This is a genomic window from Streptomyces sp. NPDC050674 (assembly GCF_040654575.1).
Classification (GTDB): Bacteria; Actinomycetota; Actinomycetes; order Streptomycetales; family Streptomycetaceae; genus Streptomyces.
On the sequence record NZ_JBFAIG010000006.1, the window covers coordinates 114,086 to 134,951 of the forward strand.

Genomic DNA, 20,866 nt, shown 5'->3' on the forward strand with positions numbered 1-20,866 from the left:
CCGGGGGCTATCCGAAGGTGTAGGCCTCGACCTCGGCGAGATACCGCGCCCGCAGCTCCTCGTCGTCCTCCAGGAAGGAGGCGAGGAAGGAGTTGCGGGCGAGCTCGCGCAGCCGCTCCTCGGTGAGGCCGAGGGTGGCGCGCACGGCATCGAAGTTGTCGCCGGCGTAGCCGCCGAAGTAGGCCGGGTCGTCGGAGTTGACCGTGCACATCAGGCCCGCCTCCAGCATGGCGGGCAGCGGGTGGTCGGCGAGGGTGTCGACCGTGCGCAGCCGGACGTTGGACAGCGGGCACAGGGTCAGCGGCACCCGGTCGCGCACCAGCCGCTCCACCAGCGCCGGGTCCTCCACACAGCGCAGCCCGTGGTCGACCCGCTCGACGCCGAGGACGTCCAGCGCCTCGGTGATGTACTCCGGCGGGCCCTCCTCACCGGCGTGGGCGACCCGCCGCAGACCGAGCGCCGCGGCGGCCTCGTAGACCTCGCGGAACTTCACCGGCGGGTGCCCGACCTCGGCGGAGTCGAGTCCGATGCCGGTGATCCGGTCCAGATAGGGCTTGGCGGCGTCCAGCGTGGCCAGGGCCGACTCGGCGGACTCGTCGCGCAGGAAGCACAGGATCAGCCGGGTGGAGACACCGTGGTTGGCCTCGCTGTTCCCGAGCGCGCGCCACAGCCCCTCGACGACGGCGCCGAGCTCCAGGCCGCGGCCGGTGTGGGCCTGCGGATCGAAGAAGATCTCCGCGTGCCGCACGCCCTGCGCGGCCGCCCGGGCGAGGTACTCGTTCGCCAGGTCCTCGAAGTCCCGCTCGGTGCGCAGGACGGCCATGAGCTCGTAGTACAGGTTCAGGAAGGACTGGAGGTCCTCGAAGCGGTAGGCCTCGCGCAGCTCGTCCGTGGTGGCGTACGGCAGCGTGACGCCGTTGCGCGCGGCGAGCTCGAAGGCGAGTTCCGGTTCCAGGGTGCCTTCGATGTGAAGGTGCAGTTCGGCTTTGGGGAGGGACATCAATTCATCGTACGGCCGTTTCACCGACGCTTCGGAACCGGCACCCTCAGCAGATCGCGGGCCACGGTCAGCTCGCCGTCGTACCCGGCGGCCCGGGCCTGCCGCTCGAACTCCTCCGGGTCGGTGTAGCGCTGACTGAAGTGGGTCAGCACGAGGTGCCGCACTCCGGCGTCCCGGGCCACCCGCGCGGCCTGAGCAGCCGTCAGGTGTCCGTGCTCGACGGCGAGTTCCTCGTCCTCGTCGAGGAAGGTCGACTCGATGACGAGCAGGTCGCAGCCCTCGGCGAGCGCGTACACGCCGTCGCACAGCCGGGTGTCCATGACGAAGGCGAACCGCTGCCCGCGCCGGGTCTCGCTGACGTCGTCGAGTGAGACTCCGCCGAGCTCTCCCTCGCGCTGGATGCGGCCGACGTCCGGGCCCTTGATGCCGTGCGCGGCGAGCCGCTCGGGCAGCATGCGCCGGCCGTCCGGCTCGACGATCCGGTACCCGTACGACTCCACCGGGTGCGACAGCTTCCGGGCCTCCAGCGTGTAGCCGCCGGTGCGGGCGAGGGGCCCGTCGGTGTCGATGGGCGCCTCGGTGATGCCGACGGTCTCGCGGTAGGCGGTGGCGTACCGCAGCCGGTCGAAGAAGCGCTGCCCGGAGCGGGGGTAGTGGGCGGTGATCTCGTGCGGGACCTTGTCGAGGTTGATGCGCTGGATCACTCCGGCGAGGCCGAGGGAGTGGTCACCGTGGAAGTGCGTGACGCAGATCCGGTTGAGGTCGTGCGCGGCGACCCCGGCACGCAGCATCTGGCGCTGCGTGCCCTCGCCGGGGTCGAAGAGGATGCCCTCGCCGTCCCAGCGCAGCAGGTAGCCGTTGTGGTTGCGGTGCCGGGTCGGGACCTGGCTGGCGGTGCCGAGCACCACGAGTTCACGTACGGACAAGGCGGGCTACCCGGGGGGCCATGCGAGGCCGCGGCCGCCGAGCACATGGCCGTGGACGTGCCACACCGTCTGGCCGGCGCCGCTGCCGGTGTTGAAGACCAGGCGGTAGCTGTCGAGCTGCTCCTCGTCGGCGACGGCCTGGGCCTCGCGCAGCACGTCGGCGGTGAGGGCCGGGTCGGCGGCGGCGAGGGCGGCGGCGTTCTCGTAGTGGGCCTTGGGGATGATCAGGACGTGGGTGGGGGCCTGGGGGTTGATGTCGCGGAACGCGATGGTGGTGTCCGTCCGGCGGACGATCGTCGCCGGGACGGTGCCTGCGACGATCTTGCAGAACAGGCAGTCTTCCTGGGGCTCCCCTGCCATGTCTCCTCCGTGGGTTGGGCCGGTGCGGTCCGACTGGGGCATCGTATCGTCGTCGGGTGCGGGTGCGTTGTGGCTGGTCGCGCCGTTCCCCGCGTCCCTCAGGTGGGCAGGACCGGGGGCGTTTTGGCGGGTGCTGACTCCAGCGCTTCCAGTGCCAGTCGGATGGCCTCGTCCAGTTGGGTGTCCCTCCCCGCCGCGTGGTCCTGCGGGCGTTGCAGGACCTCCACGTCCGGATCCACCCCGTGGTTCTCCACGCCCCACTCGTAGCCCTCCAGCCAGAAGGCGTACTTGGGCTGGGTGACCAGGGTGCCGTCGACCAGGCGGTAGCGGCTGTCGATGCCGATGACACCGCCCCAGGTGCGGGTGCCGACGACCGGGCCGAGCCCCAGGGCCTTGATCGCCGCGTTGACGATGTCGCCGTCGGAACCGGAGAACTCGTTGGCGACGGCCACGACGGGGCCGCGCGGGGCGTCCTCCGGGTAGCTGTAGGCGCGCATGCCGCGCGGCACCGCCCAGCCGACGATGCGGCGGGCCAGCTTCTCCACGACCAGCTGCGAGGTGTGGCCGCCGCGGTTCTCGCGGACGTCGACGACCAGGCCCTCGCGGGCGACCTCGACGCGCAGGTCCCGGTGGATCTGGGCCCAGCCGGGCGCCTGCATGTCCGGGACGTGGAGGTAGCCGAGACGGCCGCCCGACGTCTCGTGGACGTAGGCGCGACGGTCGGCTACCCAGGCGTGGTAGCGCAGGGGTTCCTCGTCCGCGACCGGGACGACGACGGCGTGCCGGGGGTCGCCGCCGCCGGACGGGGAGACGGTCAGCTCGACCGGCTTGTTCGCCGTGCCGATCAGCAGCGGGCCGGGGCCGGTCACCGGGTCGACCGGCTGTCCCGCGACCGCGACGATGGCGTCCCCGGGGCGGATCGCGACGCCGGGCGCGGCCAGCGGACTGCGGGCGTCCGGGTCGGAGGTCTCGGAGGGCAGGATGCGGTCGACGCGCCAACTGCCGTCCTCGTGGCGGGAGATGTCGGCTCCGAGCAGGCCCTGGCGGGGGCCGCCGCCGTGGCCGCCGCGCGGGATGACGTAGGCATGGGAGGTGCCGAGTTCGCCCTGCACCTCCCACAGCAGGTCGACCAGGTCGTCGTGGGTGGCGATGCGCTCGACTACCGGCCGGTAGCGGTCGAGGACGCCGTCCCAGTCGACGCCGCTCATGTCGGGCCGCCAGAAGTGGTCCCGCATGATGCGGCCGTTCTCGTCGAACATCTGACGCCACTCGGCCGCCGGGTCGACGAGCTGGCGGACGCGGCTCAGGTCGACGGTGATGTTGGTGTCGCTGTCCTCGTCGCTCGACGCGCGCCGGTCGCTGGGGACGACCTTCAGCCGTCCGTCGGTCCACAGCAGCACCCGCTTGCCGTCCCCACTGACCGCGAAGTGGTCGGCGTCGGCGGCCAGATGCTCCACCCGCTGCTGGGCGAGGTCGTAGCGCTCCAGCTCGGACTTGGGGTCGGCGTCGTCGGGCGTGGCCCGGGACGCGCCGAGCACGCCGGTGACCGGGTGGCGCAGCCACAGGACGCCGTCCTTGGCGGCGCGCAGGTTCGAGTAGCGGGCGGCCTCGACCGGGAAGGGCACGATGCGGTCGGCGAGGCCTTCGAGGTCGATGCGGGTGGTGGGAGTGCCCTCGCTGTCGGGGGTCTCGTCCCGGTCGGGCGTCTCGAAGGACCGGCCGTGCCGCTGCGGCCCGAACGGGGAGGGCGTGGTGGCCGCGAGGGTGATCAGGTGCGGCCGGGCGCCGACCACGAAGGCCAGGTCGAAGACGTGTTCGTCGTAGACCGGGTCGAAGGAGCGGGTCGACAGGAACGCGAGGTGCTTGCCGTCCATGGTGAACGCGGGCGCGTAGTCCTGGAAGCGCAGCGGGGTGGCCTCGGTGACCGACAGGTCGGTGGTGTTGGCGAGTTTCAGCTGGCACAGGGGCCGCGGGCCGGGGTGGGACCAGGCCAGCCAGGACGAGTCGGGCGAGAAGACGGGCCCCGACACATCGCCGTTCTCGCTGCGGTCGACCTCGCGCACCTCGCCCGTCTCCCGCTCCACGAGCAGCAGTCGCCCGTCGTGGCAGGCGACCGCGGCCCGGCTGCCGTCGGGTGCCATGGCGAGGTCGAGGACCCGGCCGAGCTGTCCTGCGGCGATCCTGCGCGGAGTCGCCCCGGGGGCGAGTCCGGTGGCGGGCGCGAACTCCAGGGCGTCGTCGCCCTCGGCGTCCGTCACCCACACCACCCACTCCTCGCCGTCCGCGCGGAACGTGCGCGGCAGCCGGGCCCGCACCCCGGGCGTCGCGGCCAGGGCGCGGGCCGGCCCGGAGCGGTGGGTGACCCAGTGCACACAGCCGCGTACGGCGACGGCGCTGCCGCGCGCGGTGTGGTCGGGGGACGCCGACCCGAACCACCGGGAGGCGTTCACCGGGAAGGGCTGGAGGTCGGCGCGCTGGCCGCCCAGCCGCACCTCCAGCCGCCGCGGCTCGGCGCCCTCCAGGTCGTCCAGCACCCACAGTTCACCGGCGCTGGAGTAGACGACACGGGTGCCGTCGCTCGCCGCGTGCCGGGCGTAGAAGCCTCCGAGCGGGGTGTGCCGGCGCAGGTCGGAGCCGTCGGCGAGGGAGGAGTAGAGCGCTCCGGTGCCCTCGTGGTCGGAGAGGAACCCGATCCTCCCCCGAGTTCTCGGCTCCGCTCGAACAGGGGGGACCCCCACCCCCGCCCACAGCGGGTACTCGATGTTGCCGTCGAGCTGCTCGTGCAGCCGCACGAACTGCCCGTCGCCCTCCGGGTCGATCCACAACTTGCCCGCCGTACCGCCCCGGTAGCGCTTCCACCAGGCCGCCTCGCGCCCCATCGGCGCGGACAGCAGCACCGTGTGCGGGCCGTGGGCCACGTCACCGACGGGCCCGTACGGCAGGGTGGTGGCCGGGCCGCCGTCCAGCGGGACGGCGCGCGCCCAGGTGCGGCGCAGGCTCGCCTGGCCCTCGGTGCTGATCGCCAGCACCTGGCCGTCCTCGGTCCAGCCGCGCACCTGGGTCTTGAGACTGCCCCAGTACGTCAGCCGCTTGCCGGGACCGCCGTCCACCGGGGCGATGAACACCTCGGGGGCGCCGTCCCTCGTGGAGGTCCAGGCGACCGTGGTGCCGTCGGGCGAGATGCGGGGCTGGGTCACCGGCATGTTGTCGGCGCTGACCCTCCAGGCCCGGCCGCCGCCGAGCGGAGCGAGCCAGACGTCGTCCTCGGCGGTGAAGGCGACCAGGTCACCGTGCACATGGGGGAACCGGAGGTAAGCAGGCGATGTCACCCGATCACCCTATGCAGGGACGCCGCCGCGCGGACAGGGTTCGGATCACTTGCCCTCGACGGGGCGGCAGTCCGGGTACCGCTCGCACCAGATGGTCTGGGTGACGGTCACCGTGACGGTCGGCCCGGGCTGCCCGTTCGGCGGCCCGCCGACGGGGGGCGGGCTGGTGGAGTCGCAGTCGCCGAGTCCGTCGACCTCGAACCACACCTTGCCGTCCACCTTGGCGGTGATGTCGCCGCGTACGCAGGCGCCGTCCACCGCGTGGGTGACCTTGCCGTCGACGGTGATGTCCTTGCCGTCGTCGGTCTCGCCCTCGCAGTCGACGGTCGCCACGGTCCGCTCACGCGCGGAGGGTGACGCCTTCGTGCCGCTCTGCCCGTAGGAGGCGGTGCAGGTGAGCCACCGCACGCCCGCCTTCTGCCGGTTGAGCTCCTTGGTCACGGTCTCGTCGGTGGTGTAGGCGACGGACGCGGCGCTCACACTGCCCGGCTCGCAGGCGACCGCGCCGCCCACCGCCACCACGGCGAACGTCGCAGCGACCGCCACGCGCCGCCCGCGCGGCCCCAGCAGATGACTCATCGAAGCCCCCATGAAGGGGAGCCTGCCACTGTCGGGGGCCGCGCGGTAGGGCGCAAAGGCGTCAGCCGCGCAGCAGCAGCCACTCCTGAAGCTCCACCACATTGCCCTCGGGGTCCTTGAGATGGGCCACCCGCATGCGGTCGGTCATGGGTACCGGGCCGTGCAGGATCGTGGCGCCGCGCAGGGTGATCTCCTGGCAGTACGCGTCCAGCCCGTCCACCCGCAGCACGACCAGGGAGCGGTGGCCCGCCGCCGTGTCGCCCATCTCGTCGAGCACCTCGGCCATCATCGACCGGTCCTGCAACGCGATCCCCGCGGAACCGACCGCGGGGCTGAACTTCTCGTACGGCCCGTGGGCCGCCCCCGACTGCGGTTTGAGGCCGAGGACCTCGCCGTAGAAGCGGTAACAGGCGGAGAAGTCGGTCACGAGCAGACGTACCTGTGCGAGTTCCACGGTGCCTCCAGGGGGTCGGGACGGGGTCAGGACCAACGTCCGGTGCGTGCCAGGAGCACGGCCGCGGCGGCCGTCCCGGCGGTCGATGTGCGCAGCACACTGCGCCCGAGGCGGTACGGCCTCGCCCCCGCCTCCTCGAACAGCGCCAGTTCCTCCGGCGCCACGCCCCCCTCGGGCCCGACGACCAGCACGATGTCGCCGGTGGCCGGCAGGTCGGCCGTGGCCAGCGGCGTGTCCCCGCTCTCGTGCAGCACGGCCGCGAACCGCGCCCCGGCCAGCAGGGCGGCGACCTGCTTGGTCGTGGCCGCCTCCGCCACCTCCGGGAAGCGCACCCGGCGTGACTGCTTGCCGGCCTCACGGGCGGTGGCGCGCCACTTGCCCAGCGCCTTCTGCCCGCGTTCGCCCTTCCATTGCGTGATGCAGCGCGACGCCGCCCAGGGCACGATCGCGTCGACGCCGGTCTCGGTCATCGTCTCGACGGCCAGCTCCCCCCGGTCGCCCTTGGGCAGCGCCTGGACGACGGTGAGCCGCGGCTGCTCCGGCGGCTCCTCGTGCACCGCGTCCAGTTGCAGGATCAGCCGGTCCTTGCCCTCGGTGTCGAGCACGACGCAGTCCGCCCAGCGCCCGGCCCCGTCCGTGAGGACGACGTCCTCACCGGCGCGCAGCCGCTTCACCGAGACGGCGTGCCGCCCCTCGGGCCCGTCGAGGACGTACCGTCCGCCACCGCCCGCCTCGACGCGCTCGACCACGAACACCGGCGCGGTCACAGCACGCCACCGCCCGTCAACGCGGCACGGGCGGCGGCCAGTTCACCGGCCAGCACCTCGACCAGCTGCCCGGCGGGGAGCTCCCGCGCCATCCGGTGCCCCTGGCCGGCCCACAGAGCCATGCCCTGCGCGTCACCGGCCTTGGCGGCGGCCTTGCGCAGCGGCGAGGTGAGGTGGTGGATCTCGGGGTAGGCGGCGGGCGCGTACGGGCCGTGCTCGCGCACGAACCGGTTGACGAGGCCACGTGCCGGACGGCCGGAGAACGCCCGGGTCAACTCCGTGCGCACGAACAGGGGGTTGGTCAGCGCCTGCTTGTGCAGGGGGTGCGCGCCCGACTCGTGCGTGGCGAGGAAGGCGGTGCCCAGCTGGGCCGCGCTCGCGCCCGCCGCGAGGACTCCGGCGATCTGGCCGCCGCGCATGATGCCGCCCGCGGCGATGATCGGGATGTTCACGGCCTCGCGCACCTGGGCGATCAGCGACAGCAGTCCCATGCCGGACCCGTCCGTCTCGGGGATGTCCCGGTGGGTGCCCTGGTGACCGCCGGCCTCGACGCCCTGCGCGATCACCGCGTCCGCGCCCGCGCGCTCCACGGCCCGTGCCTCGTCCGGGGTGGTCGCGGCGGCCAGCACGAAACTGCCGGCGCGGTGCAGGGTGTCGACGACCTCACGGCTCGGGACACCGAAGTGGAACGACACCACCGGCACCGGGTTGTCGCGCAGCACCACGAGCTTGGCCTCGAAGCCGTCGTCGCGTCCGCTGTCCGGATCGCCGAGCTCGGTCTCGTACCAGGTGGCCTCGCCGGCCAGCTGGTGGGCGTAGACGTCGACGGCGGCGGGGTCGGGGTACTCGGGCTGCGGCATGAAGACGTTGACGCCGAAGGGCCTGCCGGTGAGGCTCCGGATCTGCTTGATCTCCTGGTACATCCCGTCGGCGGTCTTGTACCCGGCGGCGAGGAAGCCGAGCCCGCCCGCTTCGCACACGGCGGCGGCGAGCTGCGGCACGGAGACGCCGCCCGCCATGGGGGCCTGCACGATCGGGTGGGGGAAGAGATCGGTCAGTGCGGAGGACATGACGGCATGTTGTCACGTCCTCCGCACTACTCCGAACTCGGCCTGCCGACTGGCATAGACCAGAAGCACGCCCGGTCTCAGCGCCCGTTGAAGGCGTCCTTCAACCGCGAGAACAGCCCTTGCTGACCGGGCTGGAACTGCCCCGTGGGCCGTTCCTCGCCGCGGAGCTTGGAAAGCTCGCGCAGCAGGCGTTCCTGCTCGGGGTCGAGCTTGGTCGGGGTCTGGACCTCGACGTGGACGATGAGGTCGCCGCGTCCGCCGCCGCGCAGGTGTGTGACGCCCCGGCCGTGCAGCGGGATCGACTGGCCGGACTGGGTGCCCGGGCGGATGTCGACCTCCTCCATGCCGTCCAGCGTCTCCAGCGGCACCTTGGTGCCGAGGGCCGCCGCCGTCATGGGGAGCGTGACCGTGCAGTGCAGGTCGTCGCCGCGGCGCTGGAACTGCGCGTGGGGCAGTTCATGGATCTCGACGTAGAGGTCACCGGCCGGGCCACCGCCGGGGCCGACCTCGCCCTCGCCGGCGAGCTGGATGCGGGTGCCGTTGTCCACACCGGCCGGGATCTTGACCGTGAGCGTGCGGCGGGACCGGACGCGGCCGTCGCCCGCGCACTCGGGGCACGGGGTGGGCACGACCGTGCCGAAGCCCTGGCACTGGGGGCAGGGGCGCGAGGTCATGACCTGGCCCAGGAAGGACCGGGTGACCTGCGAGACCTCACCGCGGCCGCGGCACATGTCACACGTCTGGGCGGAGGTGCCCGGGGCCGCGCCCTCGCCGTTGCAGGTGTTGCAGACGACGGCCGTGTCGACCTGGATGTCCTTGGTCGTACCGAAGGCGGCATCGTCGAGCTCGATCTCGATGCGGATCATGGCGTCCTGGCCGCGGCGGGTGCGCGAGCGCGGTCCGCGCTGCGACGCCGTGCCGAAGAACGCGTCCATGATGTCCGAGAAGTTCCCGAAGCCGCCGGCTCCGAAGCCGCCCGCGCCGGCGCCGCCGGACTGCGAGAGCGGATCGCCGCCGAGGTCGTAGACCTGCTTCTTCTGCGGGTCCGACAGCACCTCGTAAGCGGCGTTGATCTCCTTGAACCGCTCCTGGGTCTTCGGATCGGGGTTGACGTCCGGGTGCAGCTCGCGGGCGAGCCGCCGGAAGGCCTTCTTGATCTCTTCCTGCGACGCGTCGCGGCGCACGCCGAGTACGGCGTAGTAGTCCGTGGCCACTACGACTCCGCCAGGATCTGTCCGACGTACCGTGCCACTGCGCGTACCGCTCCCATCGTTCCCGGGTAGTCCATGCGGGTCGGTCCGACCACGCCGAGCTTGGCGACTGCCTCGCCGCCCGAACCGTAGCCGACCGACACGACGGACGTGGAGTTGAGTCCTTCGTGGGCGTTCTCGTGACCGATCCGTACGGTCACGCCCGGATCCTTCGCCTCGCCGAGCAGCTTGAGGAGCACGACCTGCTCCTCCAGCGCCTCCAGCACGGGCCGGATCGTGAGGGGGAAGTCATGACCGAAGCGGGTCAGATTGGCGGTGCCGCCGATCATCAGCCGCTCCTCGTTCTCCTCGACGAGCGTCTCCAGGAGTGTGGAGAGCACCGTGGAGACCGTACCCCGGTCCTCGTGCTCGAACGCCTCCGGGAGATCCTCCACCAGACTCGGCACATCCGCGAAACGGCGGTTCGCCACACGGCTGTTGAGGCGCGCGCGCAGATCCGCGAGCGAGGCCTCGCCGAAGGGCGCCGGGCAGTCCACCACCCGCTGCTCGACCCGCCCGGTGTCCGTGATCAGCACGAGCATCACCCGCGCGGGCGCCAGGGAGAGCAACTCCACGTGCCGCACGGTCGAGCGGGTCAGCGACGGGTACTGCACGACGGCGACCTGGCGGGTGAGCTGCGCGAGCAGCCGTACCGTGCGCGCCACGACGTCGTCGAGGTCGACGGCGCCCTCCAGGAAGTTCTGGATCGCGCGCCGCTCGGGCGCGGTCATCGGCTTGACGCCGGCGAGCTTGTCGACGAACAGCCGGTAGCCCTTGTCGGTGGGGATGCGCCCGGCGCTGGTGTGCGGCTGGGCGATGTACCCCTCGTCCTCCAGGGCCGCCATGTCGTTGCGCACGGTCGCCGGGGAGACGCCGAGGTTGTGCCGCTCGGTGAGGGCCTTGGAGCCGACCGGCTCCTCGGTGCCGACGTAGTCCTGGACGATGGCGCGCAGCACCTGGAGCCTGCGTTCACTGAGCATCGCGCACACCTCCAGAAGTCTTCGCCTGCTTGCCCGGCCGGTCCGGCCTGGCACTCTGCGCGTGCGAGTGCCAGCATTCCCCGGCCCAGTGTACGGCGGTGGGGTACTCCCCCGGCAAGGCTGGTCGTGCGGTGCCGTGCCCGGACGGGGCGCACCGCTAGCGTCGCCGCATGACGGTGACTTGGGAAGACCTCGGATGGGAGCGCCTGGCCGCCGGAGTGGGGCGGTGCCGGCTGCCGGTGTGGGACTGCACGGCGGGCCTGGTCGCCGGGGAGGGCGCGGCCCTTCTGATCGACGCGGGGTCGAGTCTCGCGGAGGGCGCGAAGCTGCGCGCCCAGGCGCGATCGCTCACGGGGCAGCATGTGACACATCTCGCGCTGACCCATGCGCACTTCGATCATGTCTTCGGGGCGGCGGCGTTCCCGGACGCGGAGGTGTTCGGGGCGGTGGGCGTGGACGCGGTGCTGACACGGGTGCGGGACCGGGAGGAGCTGCGCGCGGACGCGGTCCGCAACGGGCTGGCGGCGCCCACGGCGGAGGAGGCGTCGCTGCGGCTGGTCCCGCCCGGCCATCCGGTCTCCGGCGAGCGGACGCTCGACCTGGGCGGCGGCCGGCAGGTGCTGCTGGCGAACGTCGGGCCGGGGCACACCGCGCACGACCTGGCGGTGCTGGTGCCCGGTGATCCGGAGGTGGTGTTCTGCGGTGATCTGGTCGAGGAGTCCGGCGAGCCCCAGGCGGGTCCCGACGCGGTGCCGTCGCACTGGCCTGCCGCCCTCGACCGGCTGCTCGGCCTGGGCGGCGAGGACGCGGTGTACGTGCCCGGTCACGGAGCGGTGGTGGACGCGGCGTTCGTGCGGGCCCAACGGGACGCGCTGGCGGCGCGTTTCGGCGTGTCGCGGTGATCGCCGTCCGCCTTCTCCTATCGTCATTCGAATGCGCCAGTACTCCGCCGATCTGACCCCGCCGTGGAAGAAGCCGAAGCCGGTCCCCGAGGTCGCGGCGGAGCCGGGCCTGGTGGTGGAGGAGCCGGGGACGGGCTTCTGCGGGGCGGTGATCCGCTGCGAGGCGGGCACGGTGACGCTGGAGGACCGCTTCGGCAAGCACCGGGTGTTCCCGATGGAGCCGGGCGGCTTCCTGCTGGAGGGCCGGGTGGTGACCCTGGTCCGCCCCGCGCCGGGCGGTCCCGCGCGTCCCACCCGCACGGCCTCCGGTTCGGTCGCCGTCCCCGGCGCCCGCGCCCGCGTGGCCCGCGCCGGCCGCATCTACGTCGAGGGCCGCCACGACGCCGAGCTGGTCGAGAAGGTGTGGGGCGACGACCTGCGCATCGAGGGCGTGGTGGTGGAGTACCTGGAGGGCGTCGACGACCTGCCGTCGATCGTCGAGAGCTTCGCCCCCGGCCCGGACGCCCGCCTCGGCGTCCTGGTGGACCACCTGGTCCCGGGTTCGAAGGAGTGGCGCATCGCCCACGCCGTCACCAGCGACCACGCCCTGGTCGTGGGCCACCCGTACATCGACATCTGGGAGGCGGTGAAGCCGTCGTCCCTGGGCATCGGCTCCTGGCCCCGCGTCCCGCGCGGCCAGGACTGGAAGACGGGCGTGTGCAGGGCGCTGGGCTGGCCGGAGAACACGGGCGCGGCCTGGCAGCGGATCCTGTCGGGGGTCCACTCGTACAAGGACCTGGAGCCGGAGCTGCTGGGCCGGGTCGAGGAACTGATCGACTTCGTCACGGCGCCGTAGCTGCTCTCGGCTGCGGACACGGCGCCACAGCCACACCCAGCTGCGGGCATGCGTGCCGCTGAGGGCGGCACGGGTGGGCGCAGCCCCCACCCCGAGCACCTCAGTCCACGAGGTCTCGTACAACCCCGTCCGCCAGCAACCGCCCCCGCAGTGTGAGCACGGCCCGCCCTTCGTCGTACGGGTCCTTCTCCAAAAGCCCGTCCGACAGCGCACTGCGCGAGGCCGCCAGCCCCTCCTCCCGCAGCAGCGACAACGGCACCCCCTCCCGAAGCCGCAGCTCCAGCAGGATCCGCTCGACCCGCCGGTCCTCCTCCGACAGCACCTCACGCCCGGCCCCCGGCGACCGCCCCGCCGCCAGCGCGGCCGCGTAAGCCCCCGGATGCTTCACGTTCCACCACCGCACCCCGCCCACATGGCTGTGCGCCCCGGGTCCGGCCCCCCACCAGTCGGCCCCCCGCCAGTACAGCTCGTTGTGCAGGCACCGCCCGGCCGGCGAGGTCGCCCAGTTCGACACCTCGTACCACTCGAAGCCCGCGCCCGAGAGCACCTCGTCCGCGATCAGGTACCGGTCGGCGTGCACGTCGTCGTCGGTCATCGGCACCTCGCCGCGCCGGATCCGGCGGGCCAGCTGCGTGCCCTCCTCGACGATCAGCGCGTAGGCACTGACGTGGTCCGGCCCGGCCCCCAGCACCGCGTCCAGCGAGGCCCGCCAGTCGTCGTCGGACTCACCGGGTGTGCCGTAGATCAGGTCGAGGTTGACGTGCTCGAACCCGGCCGCGCGGGCCTCCGCCACACACGCCTCGGGCCGCCCGGGCGTGTGCGTGCGGTCCAGCACCTTCAGCACGTGCTGCCGCGCGCTCTGCATCCCGAAGGAGATCCGGTTGAAGCCCCCTTCGCGCAGCGCCGCGAGATACGCGGGATCGACGGACTCCGGGTTCGCCTCGGTCGTGACCTCCGCGTCGTCCGCGAGTCCGAACTCGTCCCGGACGGCCTTCAGCATCCGGACGAGGTCACCGGCGTCCAGCAGCGTGGGGGTGCCCCCGCCCACGAACACCGTGCGCACCGGTCGCGGATCGTCCCCCAGCACCTTGCGCGCCAGCCGGATCTCGTCGGCCAGCGTCTCGGCGTAGTTGTCGCGGGAGGCCAGCACGCCGCCGGTGCCGCGCAGCTCGGTCGCCGTGTACGTGTTGAAGTCGCAGTAGCCGCAGCGGGTCGCGCAGTACGGGACGTGCAGGTAGAACCCGAGCGGGCGGTCGGCGGCCCCGGCGAGCGCGGAGGCGGGCAGCGCGCCGTCGTCGGGGACGGGCTCGCCGTCGGGGAGTGCGGAAGGCATGCCCTCCATTGTCCAGCACCCGCGCGGTCAGTCCGCCTGGAGCACCAGCAGCGCGAGATCGTCCGCCGGTGGCCGCGCCCCGAACTCGTGCACCAGCCGCTTGATCCGCTCGGCTATCAGCTCGGCGTCCAGCCCGGCGCACCCGGCCAGGGCCGCCGCGAGCCCGTCACCGTCGTCGAACTGGCGGGAGCCCGAGCGGCGCTCGGTGACGCCGTCGGTGACGCACAGCAGGGTGTCGCCGGAGCGCAGCTCGAAGGTGTCGCTGGTGTAGGTGGCGTCCTCGACGACGCCGAGGAGGGTCTGCGGCTGCGCGCACGTGTGGACCTCGCCGCCCGCGCCGAGCAGCAGGGGCAGCGGGTGCCCGGCGGAGGCGACGGTGCAGCGGACACCGCCGTCGAAGGGCACCAGCTCGCCGTAGAGCAGGGACAGGAAGCGCGTCTGGGGGCCGTCGCCGGGCGGGGTCGGCCGGGCTCCCGCGGCCACCAGCGCCCGGGCCGCCGCGTCGGCCGCCTCCGTGGCGTCGTCGAGCAGCAGCTGGTTGAGGCGGTCGAGGACGTCGGCGACCCGGTAGCCCTCGCGGGCCAGCAGCCGCAGCCAGGGCCGGGCCAGGCCGATCACGACGGCCGCCTCGGGCCCCTTGCCCTGGACGTCGCCGACGGCGAAGCACCAGCGGCCGTCGCCGGCCGGGAACAGGTCGTAGAAGTCGCCGCTGGGCCCGCCCTTGTCGTACGGCTCGTAGACCAAGGCGCTGCGCATGCCGGGGATCTCGGCCACGGCGCCGGGCAGCAGGCCGCGCTGGAGCACGGCGCTGATGGTGGCCTGGCGGGCGTACTGGCGGGCGGCGCCGATGGCGAGGGCCACCCGGCGGCCGAGGTCCTCGACGAGGCCGGTGATCTCGTCGAGGAAGCCGGCCGCGCCGGACCTGCCGATGACGAGGGTGCCCAGCGGGCGGCCGCCGGCGACCAGCCGGTAGGCGAGGGCCGCGCCGGGCTCGCCGGGTTCGTCAGCGAGCGCCTCCCCGGGCCACGGGTAGGCGGCGGGCCCGGAACCGCCCTGTTCCCGGCCGCGTTCGAACGGGGCCGCCCCGACCGGGTCCAACGGCTGCGGCGGGTTCTTCTCCAGGGCGCGGCGCAGTTCCTCGATGCGGTTCTCGCTGCCGTGCCAGACCCGGGCGAGCCGCGCTCCGCCCGCGCCCGCCGAGCCACCCCAGCCGCCGCCGGTGGCCTCGTCCTCCAGCCACACGGCGCACCAGTCGGCCAGCCGGGGCACGATCAGCTGTCCGGCGAGGGCCGCGACCAGGTCTTCGTCGAGCTGCCCGGCGAGCAGGTCGGAGGCCTCGGCGAGGAAGGAGAGGGCGCCGCGGCCGAGCCAGGCGCCGTCGGGTCCGTTGCGCCCCTGCCGGTTCTCGTGCCGGTCCCGCCAGTCCCGTAAGTCGTTCCAGTCGCGCAGGTCGCGGGGCTCGCGCAGGTCGGGCCACTCGCGGGCCTCGCCGCCTTCCCGTGAGTCCCACGTCTCCCCTCCCTCACCGGTGTCCCAGAGGTCTCCCCCGGCACGCCAGGCGCGGACGGTGTCCCCCGCCTCGTCGCCCGGGCGGGGTTCGGGCGCGAGGATCTCCGCCATGCGCAGGCCCCGCGCCAGCGCGTGCTCCCCGGCGTACGCCTCGATCTGCTCGCCCGCGGCGCAGCCTCCGGCGGGCAGCCGGGCCCACACGGTCTTCCGTCCCGTGCGGTAGGTGATGCCCCACGCCTCGCAGAGCGCGCCGACCAGCCGCAGGCCGCGCCCGTACTCCGGCGGGTCGTGCGGCGTCTCCGGTTCGCTGCCGCGCGGGGCGCGTGAGGGGTGGTGGTCGGAGACCTCGACGACGACCGCGGCCGTGTCCGGGGTGTCGCCCTCCAGCCGGCACTCCATCTCGACGTCGGTGCCGGCGTGCACGACGGCGTTGGTGACCAGTTCGCTCACCACGAGCGTGGCGTCGTCGGCGATGCGGCCGGTGAGGAACGCGGCGCCGGGCAGGCCGAGCCCGGTCCACTCGGCGAGCGCCGCGCGCACCAGGGCGCGGGCGGCGCCCGGCGCGAGAGAGCTGCCGGGCAGGGTCGCGTGCGCCCGCGCACGCTCCTGCGTGAGCGCTCCCTGAGCCGTTTCGGGCGCCGCGTGAGCAGGCGCGCAGGGATCGGGGGCGAACGCCCCGGCGGACGGTGTGGGCACCTCCGCGGGCGGCGCCGGCTCCTCGGAAACGGGCCCCTCTTGGACCGGCACGGGTGTCACTCCGGCGTGCGCAGGCGCTTCTGAGGCACGGGAGGCGGTCTCCCGTTGCGTCGGAATGGCCCCCATGGACAGCTCCCCGGGCAGTTCGTACGAATACGCCACAGTCGATGCCGACAGAGTGACAGACTGACCGCGCCCATAAGCGCCGAGTTACCGAAGTGGGCCGCCATGAGTGAGAACAGTGCTACTCCTGTGGTCGAAGACCGGTACGGAGACGGTCAGATTCGTGCATCCGATCTGCGTCCCCTGCTCGCCGCCATGACAGCGGCACGCGACGGCGATTTCACCAAGGTGCCGGAATCCGGCCACGGGCTGGTGGCCGAACTCACCGCCATCCACAACCAGATCATGGACCGCAGCGTCCACTTCACCTCCGAGGTGCGGCGCGTCAGACGGGAGCTGGTGCGGCACGGCCGGCTCGACGAGCGGCTCTCGGCCAGCCCGGGCCAGGGCCTGTGGACGTCCCGGGTCGACGACGTGAACCAGCTGCTCGACGCCCTGGTCGCCCCGGCGGCGAACGCCACGCGGGTGCTGGACGCGGTGGCCGGCGGGGATCTCACCCAGCGGGTGGACCTGCACGACGGCACCCGCCAGTTGCGCGGTGACCTGCGGCGTCTGGGCCTGGCCGTGAACAAGATGGTGGACCAGCTCTCCCTGTTCACGGGCGAGGTGACGCGGGTCGCGCGTGAGGTGGGCACCGAGGGCCGGCTCGGCGGCCGGGCCAAGGTGCAGGGCCTGTCGGGCAGTTGGCGGGACGTGACGGAGGCCGTCAACACGATGGCGTCCCGGCTGACGGCCCAGGTCCGGGACATCGCGGCGGTGACGACGGCGGTGGCCCGCGGCGACCTGACCCGCACGGTCACGGTGGAGGCGACCGGCGAGCTGCTGGAGCTGAAGCTGACCGTCAACACCATGGTCGACCAACTGTCCGCCTTCGCCGACGAGGTCACCCGCGTCGCCCGCGAGGTCGGCACCGAGGGCCGGTTGGGCGGCCGGGCCCAGGTCCGGGGGGTCTCCGGCGTCTGGAAGGACCTCACCGACAACGTCAACTTCATGGCGTCGAACCTGACCTCGCAGGTCCGCAACATCGCCCAGGTCACCACGGCCGTGGCCAACGGCGACCTGTCGCAGAAGATCACGGTCGACGCGCAGGGCGAGATCCTGGAGCTGAAGTCGACCATCAACACGATGGTGGACCAGCTGTCCGCCTTCGCCGACGAGGTGACCAGGGTCGCCCGCGAGGTCGGCACCGAGGGCAACCTCGGCGGCCGGGCTCAGGTCCGGGGCGTCTCGGGGGTCTGGAAGGACCTCACCGACAACGTCAACTTCATGGCCGACAACCTCACTTCCCAGGTCCGCAACATCGCCCTGGTCTCCACCGCCGTCGCCCAGGGCGACCTCGGCAAGAAGATCACGGTGGAGGCCAAGGGCGAGATCCTGGAGCTGAAGTCCACGATCAACACGATGGTGGACCAGCTGTCCGCCTTCGCCGACGAGGTCACCCGCGTCGCCCGCGAGGTCGGCACCGAGGGCAACCTCGGCGGCCAGGCCCAGGTGCGCGGCGTCTCCGGCGTCTGGAAGGACCTCACCGACAACGTCAACTTCATGGCGCTGAACCTGACCTCCCAGGTCCGCAACATCGCCCAGGTCACCACGGCCGTGGCCAACGGCGACCTGTCGAAGAAGATCACGGTCGACGCGCGCGGCGAGATCCTCGAACTCAAGGACACCGTCAACACGATGGTGGAGCAGCTGCGGGCCTTCGCCGACGAGGTCACGCGCGTGGCCCGCGAGGTCGGCACCGACGGCCGGCTCGGCGGCCGGGCCCAGGTGCTGGGTGTCTCCGGCGTCTGGCGGGACCTGACGGACAACGTCAACTACATGGCCGACAACCTCACCTCCCAGGTGCGCAACATCGCCCAGGTCGCGACGGCCGTGGCGCAGGGCGACCTGTCCCGGAAGATCGACGTGGACGCGCGCGGCGAGATCCTGGAGCTGAAGACCACCATCAACACCATGGTCGACACGCTGTCCTCGTTCGCCTCGGAGGTCACGCGCGTGGCCCGCGAGGTGGGCAGCGAGGGCCGGCTCGGCGGCCAGGCCCGGGTCGAGGGCGTCTACGGCACCTGGAAGCGCCTGACGACGAACGTCAACGAACTCGCCTCCAACCTCACCACCCAGGTCCGCGCGATCGCGGAGGTCGCCTCCGCCGTGGCCCAGGGCGACATGTCCCGCTCGATCACGGTCGAGACGCAGGGCGAGGTCGCCGAGCTGAAGGACAACATCAACCTGATGGTGGCCAACCTGCGCGAGACGACCCGCGCGAAGGACTGGCTGGAGTCCAATCTGGCCCGGCTCGCCGCGCTGATGCAGGGCCACCGGGACCTGATGGAGGTCGCCGACCTGATACTCCGCGAGCTGACGCCGCTGGTGAACGCCCAGTACGGCGCCTTCTACCTGGCCGATCCCGAGGAGGACGGAGCGACGGTGCCCACCAAGGGTCTGGCGTTCATCGCCGGTTACGGCGCCGCCCAGGACGCGACCGTCGAGACCGGCGGCCTGCCCGTGCACGGCCTGGTCGCCCAGGCGGCCCGGGAGAAGAAGCGGATCCTGGTGGAGGGCGCACCGCCCGACTACATAAAGATCAACAGCGGGCTGGGGGAAGCGGCCCCGACCACGATCGTCATCATCCCCATCCTCTTCGAGGACAAGCTCCTCGGCGTCATCGAACTCGCCTCCTTCTCCCGCTTCTCCGATGTGCACCTGGCGTTCTTCGACCAGTTCGTCAACACCATCGGCGTCGCCATCAACACGATCATCGCCAACTCCCGCACGGAGTCCCTGCTCGGCGAGTCCCAGCGCCTGGCCATGCAGCTCCAGGAACGCTCGGACGAACTCCAGAAGCAGCAGGGCGAACTCCAGCGCTCCAACGCCGAACTGGAGGAGAAGGCCGCCCTGCTGGCCACGTCCTCGCAGTACAAGTCGGAGTTCCTGGCGAACATGTCGCACGAGCTGCGCACGCCGCTGAACTCCCTGCTGATCCTCGCCCGGCTGCTCTCCGACAACCCCGACGGCCGGCTGTCCGACCAGGAGGTGCAGTTCGCGACGACGATCCACCGCTCGGGCTCGGACCTCCTCCAGCTGATCAACGACATCCTGGACCTGTCGAAGATCGAGGCCGGCCGGATGGACGTGCGCCCCAAGCGGCTGCCGCTGATCAAGCTGCTCGACTACGTCCACGCCACCTTCCGCCCGCTCACCCTGGACCGGGGTCTCGCCTTCGAGGTGGCGGTCGGTGAGGACGTACCGCGCGAGATGTACTCGGACGAGCAGCGGCTCCAGCAGATCCTGCGCAACCTGCTGTCCAACGCGATCAAGTTCACCGCGAACGGCAAGGTGGAGCTGCGGGTGGACCGGGTGCAGGACACCGAGCACCGATGGGGGTCCACCCGTACGAGCGAATCCGGGAGTGAGGGAGTCCGGGACAGCGACGACGTCATCGCCTTCACCGTGTCCGACACCGGCATCGGGATCGCGCCGGAGAAACTCCCGGTGATCTTCGAGGCGTTCCAGCAGGCCGACGGCACCACCAACCGCAAGTACGGCGGGACCGGCCTCGGCCTGTCCATCAGCCGGGAGATCGCGGGCCTGCTCGGCGGCCGGATCGTCGCCGAGAGCGAACCCGGCAGGGGCTCCACGTTCACCCTCTACGTCCCCGTCGTCAGCCCCGGCCACCCGGCTCCCGTGCCGCTCCCGGAGGACCGCGCCGGCCTGCCCCTGCCGCTCCGGCCGGCCGCCGCGTCCTTCCCGGTCGCGCAGGACACGGACGACGGGTGGCCCGCACCCACCAGGCTGGAGGCGTGGACGACCGGCAGGCCGGGGCGGGTCCTGGCCGGGCGGCGGGTGCTGATCGTGGACGACGACATCCGCAACGTCTTCGCCCTCACCCATGTCCTGGGCCGGGTCGGCATGACCGTGCTGTACGCGGAGAACGGCCGCGAGGGGATCGAGACGCTGGAGCGCAGCCCGGACGTCGCACTGGTCCTGATGGACATCATGATGCCGGAGATGGACGGCTACGAGACCATCTCCGCGATCCGCCGCACCCCGCGCTGGGCGGAGCTGCCGATCGTGGCGCTGACCGCCAAGGCGATGCCCGGTGACCGGGAGAAGTCCATCGCCCGCGGCGCCGACGAGTACGTGCCCAAACCGGTGGACATCGACGGCCTGCTGACGGTCGTGTGCGCGCTGCTGGACCCCGAGGGCACGGACGAAGAGGCATGAGCGGCGCCGCCTTGGATCCCGGACGCGCCGGAATCCTCCTGGTCGACGACATGGAGGACAACCTGACCGCCCTGGAGGCCGTCCTCGCCTCCCTCAACGAGCCGCTGATACGGGCCCGTTCGGGCGAGGAGGCGATGAAGGCCCTGCTGCGGCAGCCGATCGCCCTGGTCCTGCTGGACATCCGGATGCCCGGCATGGACGGCTTCGAGACCGCCTCCCAGATCAAACGCCTCGACCAGACCCGGGACGTGCCGATCATCTTCCTCACCGGCACGGACGACGACTCCGGCTACGCCTTCCGCGGTTACGCCACCGGCGCCGCCGACTACCTGACCAAGCCCTTCGACCCGTGGGTCCTCAGGGCCAAGGTCAGCGTCTTCCTGGACCTCTACCGCAAGGGAAGAGAGGTGGAGCGTCTGAAGAGGGAGATCCAGGACCTCAGACGCCGAGCGGGGGAACGCGGTTAGGGGCGCGGGGAACCGCGCGGACGACCCCGACGAACCCGAGGTTGCCACACAGCCCCCGCGACCCC

At 72.5% G+C, this 20,866-nt stretch carries 16 protein-coding genes; 4 read left to right on the forward strand and 12 right to left on the reverse strand.

Features of this window, described 5'->3' with window-relative positions; all coding sequences use genetic code 11:
- Positions 1-7: 7 nt before the first annotated feature.
- From AB0I06_RS12580 to hrcA, 10 genes are all read right to left on the reverse strand, one after another.
- Complete coding sequence (locus tag AB0I06_RS12580) at positions 8-1,000, reverse strand: adenosine deaminase (RefSeq protein WP_363118741.1); 993 nt, start codon at positions 998-1,000, stop codon at positions 8-10.
- Positions 1,001-1,020: 20 nt separating this feature from the next.
- On the reverse strand, positions 1,021-1,926 hold the full coding sequence (locus AB0I06_RS12585; RefSeq protein WP_363118742.1) for a ribonuclease Z: 906 nt from the start codon (positions 1,924-1,926) through the stop codon (positions 1,021-1,023).
- A gap of 6 nt (positions 1,927-1,932) precedes the next feature.
- A complete protein-coding gene (locus AB0I06_RS12590) occupies positions 1,933-2,286 on the reverse strand; it encodes a histidine triad nucleotide-binding protein (RefSeq protein ID WP_363118743.1) in 354 nt (117 codons plus the stop codon).
- Between the two features lie 98 nt (positions 2,287-2,384).
- Positions 2,385-5,615: a S41 family peptidase gene (locus AB0I06_RS12595; RefSeq protein ID WP_363118744.1), complete on the reverse strand. Its 3,231-nt coding sequence runs from the start codon at positions 5,613-5,615 to the stop codon at positions 2,385-2,387.
- A 45-nt stretch (positions 5,616-5,660) separates the two neighbouring features.
- On the reverse strand, positions 5,661-6,206 hold the full coding sequence (locus tag AB0I06_RS12600; RefSeq protein WP_363118745.1) for a hypothetical protein: 546 nt from the start codon (positions 6,204-6,206) through the stop codon (positions 5,661-5,663).
- A gap of 49 nt (positions 6,207-6,255) precedes the next feature.
- Positions 6,256-6,648, reverse strand: a complete 393-nt coding sequence (locus tag AB0I06_RS12605; protein ID WP_363118746.1) for a VOC family protein — start codon at positions 6,646-6,648, stop codon at positions 6,256-6,258.
- A 26-nt stretch (positions 6,649-6,674) separates the two neighbouring features.
- On the reverse strand, positions 6,675-7,415 hold the full coding sequence (locus AB0I06_RS12610) for a 16S rRNA (uracil(1498)-N(3))-methyltransferase (RefSeq protein ID WP_363118747.1): 741 nt from the start codon (positions 7,413-7,415) through the stop codon (positions 6,675-6,677).
- Entirely contained in the window at positions 7,412-8,485 is a 1,074-nt protein-coding gene (locus AB0I06_RS12615) for a nitronate monooxygenase (protein ID WP_363118748.1), read from the reverse strand. Before AB0I06_RS12615 ends, AB0I06_RS12610 begins: the two co-directional genes overlap by 4 nt.
- Positions 8,486-8,562: 77 nt before the next feature.
- Entirely contained in the window at positions 8,563-9,699 is a 1,137-nt protein-coding gene (gene dnaJ, locus AB0I06_RS12620) for a molecular chaperone DnaJ (RefSeq protein WP_363118749.1), read from the reverse strand.
- Complete coding sequence (gene hrcA / locus AB0I06_RS12625) at positions 9,699-10,715, reverse strand: heat-inducible transcriptional repressor HrcA (protein ID WP_031111606.1); 1,017 nt, start codon at positions 10,713-10,715, stop codon at positions 9,699-9,701. The genes dnaJ and hrcA overlap by 1 nt, the downstream gene beginning before the upstream one ends.
- Positions 10,716-10,885: 170 nt before the next feature.
- On the opposite strand from hrcA, the gene AB0I06_RS12630 reads away from it, so the two are divergent.
- A complete protein-coding gene (locus tag AB0I06_RS12630; protein WP_363118750.1) occupies positions 10,886-11,617 on the forward strand; it encodes an MBL fold metallo-hydrolase in 732 nt (243 codons plus the stop codon).
- Between the two features lie 31 nt (positions 11,618-11,648).
- Complete coding sequence (locus AB0I06_RS12635; protein WP_363118751.1) at positions 11,649-12,452, forward strand: DUF3097 domain-containing protein; 804 nt, start codon at positions 11,649-11,651, stop codon at positions 12,450-12,452.
- Between the two features lie 100 nt (positions 12,453-12,552).
- On the opposite strand, the gene hemW is transcribed toward AB0I06_RS12635, so the two are convergent.
- Entirely contained in the window at positions 12,553-13,785 is a 1,233-nt protein-coding gene (gene hemW, locus AB0I06_RS12640) for a radical SAM family heme chaperone HemW (protein ID WP_363118752.1), read from the reverse strand.
- Positions 13,786-13,812: 27 nt separating this feature from the next.
- A complete protein-coding gene (locus tag AB0I06_RS12645; RefSeq protein ID WP_363118753.1) occupies positions 13,813-16,116 on the reverse strand; it encodes a SpoIIE family protein phosphatase in 2,304 nt (767 codons plus the stop codon).
- A 102-nt stretch (positions 16,117-16,218) separates the two neighbouring features.
- Here AB0I06_RS12645 and AB0I06_RS12650 point away from each other — a divergent pair, with 102 nt between their 5' ends.
- Both AB0I06_RS12650 and AB0I06_RS12655 read left to right on the forward strand, forming a co-directional pair.
- The gene (locus tag AB0I06_RS12650) at positions 16,219-20,334 is read left to right on the forward strand and encodes a HAMP domain-containing protein (RefSeq protein ID WP_363118754.1); all 4,116 of its coding nucleotides are present in this window, start codon (positions 16,219-16,221) and stop codon (positions 20,332-20,334) included.
- Positions 20,331-20,801 carry a response regulator gene (locus tag AB0I06_RS12655; protein WP_363118755.1) on the forward strand — a complete coding sequence of 157 codons (471 nt, stop codon included), beginning with the start codon at positions 20,331-20,333 and terminating at the stop codon, positions 20,799-20,801. Before AB0I06_RS12650 ends, AB0I06_RS12655 begins: the two co-directional genes overlap by 4 nt.
- Positions 20,802-20,866 lie beyond the last annotated feature (65 nt).